At 71.3% G+C, this 254-nt stretch carries 1 protein-coding gene; it reads right to left on the bottom strand.

Going from position 1 to position 254, the window contains the following annotated elements:
* Window positions 1-254: transposase (locus KUM49_RS50975; protein ID WP_217242279.1), on the bottom strand; the 254-nt coding region annotated here is incomplete at both ends.

Genomic DNA, 254 nt, shown 5'->3' with positions numbered 1-254 from the left:
CCCAGAGGACGTTGACGCGGCGGCGAGCGAGAGCCAGGACGGCCTGGGTATGGCGCTTGCCCTCGGCACGTTTGCGATCGTAGAAGCGCCGGGATTCCTCGCAGTGGCGGATGCTGAACAACGCCGAGGTGTAGAAGACGCGTTGGAGGCGGCGGATGTACCGCTGCGGGCGGCGCAGGTTCCCGCTCAGCTTCCCGGAATCGCGGGGCACCGGGGCGACGCCGCCGAAGCCGGCGAGGCGGTCGGCGGTGCCG

Origin of the sequence: Streptomyces sp. AC555_RSS877 (genome assembly GCF_019049245.1) — a bacterium.
In the GTDB taxonomy this organism is placed as follows: Bacteria; Actinomycetota; Actinomycetes; order Streptomycetales; family Streptomycetaceae; genus Streptomyces.
Note: the sequence above shows the minus strand (reverse complement) of the source record. Positions and strands in the feature narration are given on the sequence as shown.